Here is a 6,753-nt window from a genome sequence, read left to right on the forward strand (position 1 = left end):
GGGGAAAGCCCAGGGTGTGTGCATATGGATTGGACCTCGGAGGGCTCATCGCCTTGGAGGACGAAGAGTGGGGGGTTGCTCCTCGGACACACGCACCCTCCGGATGGCGCGAACAATCCGGAGGTTTCCTGGTTTATCGACAGCGCACCGGGCGCGGTCCCCGCCTCACGCCAGCAGCGCTCCCTTCTTCAGCAGCTTCTTGGCGAGCGTGGTGTAGGACCACTCGCCCTCCGCATCGACGAGACCCTTCTGGAGCAGCTTGCTCAGCTTGGGACCGATTTCGCTCGAGTGACCGACGAGGTGGTGCTCCGCGCTCACCTTGCCGATGGCGTCCTCGCGGTCATCCGCCACGACGAGCCGGGCCGTCAGCGTGTCGGCGTAGGTCGAGTAGTCGCTGTAGTACGTCCACGCGACGCCCTGGACCTTGAAGGCGCCGAGGACGACGACCTCGCCGTGCACGAGCAGGTTGCCCGCCTGGAGCGCGCCGCCGACGAAGAGCAGCGAGTAGTCGAAGCCCTCGTGGATGATGCTGCCTTCGACGACCAGGTCGCCCGCGACGAGCAGCCGCCCCTGGTCCTCGAGCACCAGGTTGCCCTTCACCACGAGGCCGCCGCCCACGCGCCGGTCCTCGCCCTCGCCGATGCGCAGGTCGCCCGACACCTGCTCGACGGTGTCGGTGGGTGTCAGCTTCGCCTTGAGCGCCGCCCGCTTGGAGGCCGAGCCGGCCTTGTCATGCAACGAGGCTTCCTGCAGCAACGTATCGAAGAGCTTCATGGAGCCAGGGTAGAAGTCCGCGGCCCGGGTGACGAGGACAATGTCTTCGGCGGACTGCCTGGACGACCGTGGGAGCGCCGACTCCCTGTATAGTGGGGGCTCGGCCGGGAAACCGTGGTGAGGTCCATGTGTCAGTGACCAGGGCTGTGCGCTGGGCGCCCCTCCAACAGGTGCTGCTCGCCTGCGTGCTCGTCTTCGCGGGTGCGGGTTCGGCGCAGACGACGGAGGACCGGGCCTATGTCGGCATCACCGTCGCGCGGGGGACCCGCATCGGCTCGCAGGGCGGGCGACTGGACGAACGACATCAGCTGGATTTGCGCCTGCCGCTTCCTCCCCTCTTCCTGGGGAAGACGGTGCTGGTGCCCTCGTTCGGGTACGAGACGCGCTTCATGGGGCTCGAGCGACGCGGCCCGCTCGCGGACGTGTCCGAGGAGGACCTGAGCCGGCGCTTCCATCGCTTCAGCCTGGGGCTCACGGTGATTCGTCCGCTGGCGCCCCGGTGGATGCTCATCTCGGGCGTGTCCGCGAATCCGCGCACCGACTTCAAGAGCTCGTTCGACGTGGGGCTGGATACGTCGTGGGCGGGCTTCGCCATGGCGAACTACCTGATGGGCGGAGACCCGGACGTGCGGCTCACCTTCGGTCTCGTCGCCCTCTACCCGTTCGACGCCACGCCCGTCATCCCCATGGTGGCCTTCACCTATCGCAAGGGCGCGTACATCCTGGAGCTGGGCCTGCCCCGGCTCACCGCGATGCTCAAGGTGGGCGACGGTCTGGAGCTGGGACTCAGCGCCATGTTCGACCAGCAGGTGTTCCGCACGCGCCTGCCCGAGGGCAGCCAGGACCTGGCGGCCCGCTACGTGCGGGAGACGGCGCTGCGCGCGGGCCCCACGGTGAACACGCGATTGGGTGGCAGCAGCCTGTGGTTGAGCACTTCGCTGGGGCTCGACTTCCTGAACGACTACGCGCTGCTCGACAGGAACCGGGACCGGGTGGAGCTGGGGATGCTCCAGTCCACGGGCCCGGCGCCCTACCTGCGGGTGTCGCTCGGGTGGCGGCCCCCGAAGCGGGCCGCGGCCACCTCGCGTCCGGCCGCGAACAGCCTGTCGGCGGTGCCGCCGGCGAAGGGCAGCACGCCTCCACTCATCCGATGAAGGGCGTGAGCGCCTTCACCCAGACGACGACGGCGGCGGCGCCCGCATCCGGGACACCGAGCGCGCGGCTCCCCAGGTAGCTGGCGCGGCCCAGGCGGGGCTGCATGCGCGCGGTGGCGTCGGCGCCCTGCTCCGCCTCGCGCACGCACGCGGCCCAGGCCTCGGCGGGTGACTTCCCTGCCTTCAGTGCCTGGGCGAAGGTGTCCGCCGCGGGACGGAGTGCATCCAGCATGGTGCGGTCTCCCGGCCGGGCACCGCCGAGGTTCGCCACGGCGTCGACGGCGAGGACGAACGCCTCCGCCCAGGCCGGCGCATCCACGGGCCCTTCCGACAAGCGGCGCGCGGCGCGCAAGAGCGCGGTGGCGTAGAACGGCCCGGAGCTTCCGCCGATGGCGCGGCGCAGGGCCTCACCGATGGAGGTGAGGGCTCGCGAGGGACTCGTCCACGAGGACTCGGGGAGCGCGCGGATGGCCGCGGCGCCGCGCGACAGGCTGATGCCCAGGTCGCCATCTCCCGCCGCGCTGTCGAGTTCCGTCAGGCGCGACTCGCTCGCCTCGAAAGCGGACGCCACCGCGAGCGCCGCCGCGTGGACCTTCTCCATCCCCGCTGGCTTCGCGGCGGGGGCCGAGGACACCGAGGGCGCGGCGGTGACGGGCCTGGGCGCACGCTCCGGAGCGAGCCGCCCTTCCCCGCCCCACGCGGGCGCGGACGTCTTCGCGTCCAGCCGGGTCAGCAGGGTGTCGTCGACCTTCAACAGAGACAACGAGCAGCCGGGCATCTCCAGCGCGGAGAGGAACGTCCCGCTCCAGGCCCGCTCGACGCGAAGGCCTCGTTCGCGCAGGACGGCCAGCGCACGGCGCGTGACGATGGCGAGCTCCATCGGCGGCGTGCCACCGAGTCCATTGACGAGCAACGCCACGCGCGCGCCCGAGGTCAGACGACGGTCCTCGACGATGGCGGCGAGCAGCGTCTCCACCAGCGCGTCCGCGGACTGGAGCTCAGCGCGCAGAACGCCCTGCTCACCGTGGATGCCCAGGCCCAGTTCGATCTCCTCGTCGCCGAGGGTGAAGCCGGGGCGCCCCGCCGCGGGCACGGTGCAGGGCCCGAGCGCGACGCCCATGGTGCCCAGCTCCGCCGATGCGGCCTGGGCCTCACGGAGCACGTCCGACAGGGGAAGTCCGGCGGCGGCCGCGGCGCCCGCGACCTTGTGCACGAGCACGGTGCCGGCGATGCCGCGACGGCGCGAGGGCTCCACGGTGTCGCGCAGGGCGACATCATCGGCCACCACCACGACCTCCACGGGAATGCCCTCGGCGCGGGCCAGCTCCGCGGCGAGGCCGAAGTTGAGCCGGTCTCCGGTGTAGTTCTTCACCACGAGCAACGAGCCCGCGGGGCCGGACACCGCGCGGATGGCGGTGAGCACGGCGTCGGTGCTGGGCGAGGTGAACACGTCACCGGCCACGGCCGCGTCCAGCATGCCCGCGCCCACGTAGCCGGCGTGAGCGGGCTCATGGCCACTTCCGCCGCCGGAGATGACGGACACCTTGCGCTGTCGAGGGTCCTCGGGCGTGTCGCTCCGGATGACCACCGTCTCGTCATCGAGCAACACCTGTCCTGGAGCGAGCGCGACGAATCCCTCCAGCATCTGCCTCACGACGGCCTTGGGCTCATTGACGAGCTTCTTCACCGGTTCCCGCTCCTTGGCGACCTGTGCTGTCCAGAGGCGGGAGTAAACCACGCGCGTGGCGCGCGGGTGCCGGGGACCCGCGGGCGACGGACCGGAATCGTCCGTCAGCGGGCACGTCGCGACGGTCTCACTTCCGGCGAGGCGCTGCTTCGACCGGGGCCACTCGCTCTCTCAACGCTCGTCGCGCGCCCACGCTTCGCCGAGCTGGGCAACCCTCCTCGCGACGTCGACCTCCGCGGAGCCGCGAGCCAGTGCCTCGGCCTCGTCCAGGCAGACCTGGGCTCGGGCGACCTGCCCCGAGCGCCGATGCACCTCCGCCAGGGCAAGCAACAGGAGCGGCTCGCGCTCCGCCGCAACGGCAAGGGCCTCCTCGTAGTAGCGCACCGCCTGTGGCAGCCTCCCAGCCTCCTCACAGAGCAGCCCCGCCGTCCTCGCCAGGAGCGAGGTGTTGGCGGGGAGCTCCGCCATGGAGCGGGTGCGCCCCAACGCTGCTTCCAGGCACGAGATGGCCTCGTCAATCCTGCCCGCCCGCGCGAGCTCGGACGCGATGCGCAGGGGATGTTCATCACCCATGATGCGATTCCTCCCAGGTGCGAGAGCAGACACCCGGAGGTGTCGCTCACGCCAGTCTCTTGCCCTGGACGAACTCCAGGCCCAGGGGGTTGCCCCGGTAGTGGACGGGGTCCAGGAGCACCTTCTCGATGCGCCAGCCCTCGGCCGTCTTCACCACGTCATGCGTGTAACGCGCGACGATGGTCCACTCCTGCTGCACGCCGCCGAGCGTGAAGTAGTGGGCCACCTCCGCGTAGGCCATCACCTGGGCCTGCGTCTCGTTCTTGAAGTGGATGCGGAGGGTCGTCGCCGTGGCGTGCTGGACGCGGCTGAAGGCGCTCACCGCCACGCGGCCGTACTCGGCGGCCTGCTCGCGGGTGATGTGGATGGGCTCGCCGCCCATGAAGCGGCTGTAGTCCGCGGTGAGCTGGGGCGTGAAGACGTTCGCCCACCGGCTCCAGTCCCCGGTGTCCTTGCCGAAGTCGATGGCCTGCCCGTACTCCGCCACCAGCTCCTGGATGGCAATCCAATCCAATACATACTGCGTGTCTTTTTCGCGCATGAACGGGAAGTCTAGGCTCAGCCCGTCCGCCTGGGAATACACGCTGAATTGCCAACAAGCGGCTCAGGGCGGAGGGAGGATTCCCGGAAGCTTCCAGTGAAGCAGGATGGCGAGCGTCCTCAATCCGAAACAGACGGCCGCGCCCACGCTCGCGGCGAGCACGGCGGAGGCGCCCAGCCTGCGCGCCAGGAGCAACGCGCCCGCGCCCGACAGCGCCGCCACCGCGTAGACATCCGCGCGCAGCACCAGGGGGACGCGCGCGAGCAGCACGTCCCGAATCGTCCCCCCGCCCGCGCCGGTGATGGCGCCCAGGAGCATGGCCGCCAGCGCAGTGGCCTTCAGCGAGAGGGCCTTGCCCGCGCCCGTCACCGTGAAGAGCGCGAGCCCCGCCGCATCCAGGATGAGCAGCGGCGTCACGGGCACGTGTCCCAAAGGGCCGCTCAGCAGCATCACCAGCGCGCCGCCGCCGAAGGCCGTCGTCGCGTAGCGCCAATCCTGGAGGGCCAGCGGCGGCACCGCGCCGAGCAGCACGTCCCGCACCATGCCTCCGCCCAGCGCGGTGGCGAAGGCGAGCACCAGGATGCCGAGCACGTCCAGGCCCGCGCGCGCCGCCGTCAGCCCTCCCTCGACGGCGAAGACGAAGGTGCCCGCGAGGTCTCCCGCTGTCAGCAGCGCACGCGACATCCCACGCGTGGGCGACCTCTCCATCGATGCTGGCCGCATCCCATCCCCCTGGAGTTCCTGGTCTGACGCAGCGCCCGCATCGATTCAACGCGACACGGGTGACGGAGGACATCTTCTGAACAGCACGGCACCGCGGGCTGTCAGCCGCCGAGCGACTCCTGTTGCGTCTCGTCCTCCGGCGGCGCCTGCACCACCGTGAGGATGGGACGCGAGTCCACGAGTGACGGCGTGAAGAGCGAGGGCTGCCCCGGGTCGTCGAACACGGTGGAGAAGTCCAGCGGCGTCAGGCCCCGCTCCAGGCGCGCGGCGAAGGTGTCCTTCAAGAGCCGCACGTAGTACTCGACGTCGTAGTCCCGCGGGTCCTCGGCGCCCTGCGCGGACACCTCCTCCACGTCATCCGGCTCCGGCTCGGGCAGCAGGCCCGCGCGCCCGCCCACCGCGCGGTAGATGCGCACGCGCTCACCCGCCGCCCACGACGTCCTGCCCGCGGTGAGCATCGCCTCGTACGCCAGCTCGCGCCTGCGCTCACGCACCGCCGCGTACTGCGCGGAGTCCTTCGTCAGCCGCACGTGCGCCGCCACCTCCGTCGTCGGCACCCGCCGCCTGCGCAGCGCCATCACCGTGTCCACGTACACGTCCCGCACGCCCGCCACGTCTCCCGCCAACAGACACCGCAAGGCCTTGCGCAGGAACGCCTCGCCGAACGGCTCCGCGCGGCTGGAGCGGAAGGCCACACCCTTGAGGTGGAGCGTCCCGTCATGCGACTGCAGCGCGTAGTTCTTCGGTTCGTGCGACAACATCGCCGCATAGCGCCCGTCGAACTCCAGCTGCACCCGGCGAGGCAACAGCGCGGCCACCTCCGCCACCACCCGCCGCTCGTCCTCCTCGCGCCAGTCCTCCGGCACCGCGAAGTACACGCCGTCCGTGTCCGCCTCCAACAACGTCACGCCCCGCCGCGCGAGCTCCCGACACAGGAGCGCCAGCACCGCGCGCCCGCGCCGCGTCACCTCGTTCGCCGCGTGCACGTCCGAGAAGCGCGTCAACCCCACCGCGCCCATGTACCCATAGGCCGAGTTGACGATGATCTTCATCGCCGACGACAGCGCGTCGTTCTCGTGCCGCTCCGTGGAGCCCGCGGGCGCCGCCCGGGCCCGCTTCTTCGCCGCCAGCCGCTGGTCCACCAGCCGGTCCACCATCGACAACAACGCCCCCAACCTGTCCCGCTTCGGCCCGATGCGGTACTCGCGCATCAACGACGGATACAGGCTGGCCACGTCCGCCTTCACCACCCGCCGCGCCACCCCCGTGGCGAACAGGTGCAGCGCCGCCCCGCTGTGCGC

Annotated in this window: 7 protein-coding genes; 1 reads left to right on the forward strand and 6 read right to left on the reverse strand. The window is 71.0% G+C overall.

Annotated elements, in window-relative coordinates; all coding sequences use genetic code 11:
- Nucleotides 1–165 precede the first annotated feature (165 nt).
- On the reverse strand, nt 166–774 hold the full coding sequence (locus tag FL311_RS21550) for a hypothetical protein (RefSeq protein ID WP_141327539.1): 609 nt from the start codon (nt 772–774) through the stop codon (nt 166–168).
- Between the two features lie 134 nt (nt 775–908).
- On the opposite strand from FL311_RS21550, the gene FL311_RS21555 reads away from it, so the two are divergent.
- On the forward strand, nt 909–1,928 hold the full coding sequence (locus FL311_RS21555; RefSeq protein WP_194869303.1) for a DUF6268 family outer membrane beta-barrel protein: 1,020 nt from the start codon (nt 909–911) through the stop codon (nt 1,926–1,928).
- On the opposite strand, the gene FL311_RS21560 is transcribed toward FL311_RS21555, so the two are convergent.
- The 5 genes from FL311_RS21560 to FL311_RS21580 form a co-directional block, all read right to left on the reverse strand.
- Nucleotides 1,918–3,615: a dihydroxyacetone kinase family protein gene (locus FL311_RS21560; protein WP_141327540.1), complete on the reverse strand. Its 1,698-nt coding sequence runs from the start codon at nt 3,613–3,615 to the stop codon at nt 1,918–1,920. The two genes, FL311_RS21555 and FL311_RS21560, sit on opposite strands and share 11 nt — an antisense overlap.
- 171 nt (nt 3,616–3,786) lie before the next feature.
- Nucleotides 3,787–4,188: a tetratricopeptide repeat protein gene (locus tag FL311_RS21565; protein WP_141327541.1), complete on the reverse strand. Its 402-nt coding sequence runs from the start codon at nt 4,186–4,188 to the stop codon at nt 3,787–3,789.
- A 46-nt stretch (nt 4,189–4,234) separates the two neighbouring features.
- Nucleotides 4,235–4,729: a nuclear transport factor 2 family protein gene (locus FL311_RS21570; RefSeq protein ID WP_141327542.1), complete on the reverse strand. Its 495-nt coding sequence runs from the start codon at nt 4,727–4,729 to the stop codon at nt 4,235–4,237.
- A 63-nt stretch (nt 4,730–4,792) separates the two neighbouring features.
- The gene (locus FL311_RS21575; protein ID WP_141327543.1) at nt 4,793–5,413 is read right to left on the reverse strand and encodes a trimeric intracellular cation channel family protein; all 621 of its coding nucleotides are present in this window, start codon (nt 5,411–5,413) and stop codon (nt 4,793–4,795) included.
- A gap of 140 nt (nt 5,414–5,553) precedes the next feature.
- Nucleotides 5,554–6,753: DNA polymerase domain-containing protein (locus FL311_RS21580; RefSeq protein ID WP_305036163.1), on the reverse strand; the 1,200-nt coding region annotated here is incomplete at its 5' end.

The sequence above is a fragment of the Myxococcus sp. AB025B genome, assembly GCF_006518215.1.
Lineage (GTDB): Bacteria > Myxococcota > Myxococcia > Myxococcales > Myxococcaceae > Myxococcus > Myxococcus fulvus.

Coding starts and splice junctions, on each gene's coding strand:
- FL311_RS21575 (WP_141327543.1), bottom strand. CDS start 5,413: ATGTCGCGTGCGCTGCTGACAGCGGGAGACCTCGCGGGCACCTTCGTC.
- FL311_RS21565 (WP_141327541.1), bottom strand. CDS start 4,188: ATGGGTGATGAACATCCCCTGCGCATCGCGTCCGAGCTCGCGCGGGCG.
- FL311_RS21570 (WP_141327542.1), bottom strand. CDS start 4,729: ATGCGCGAAAAAGACACGCAGTATGTATTGGATTGGATTGCCATCCAG.
- FL311_RS21550 (WP_141327539.1), bottom strand. CDS start 774: ATGAAGCTCTTCGATACGTTGCTGCAGGAAGCCTCGTTGCATGACAAG.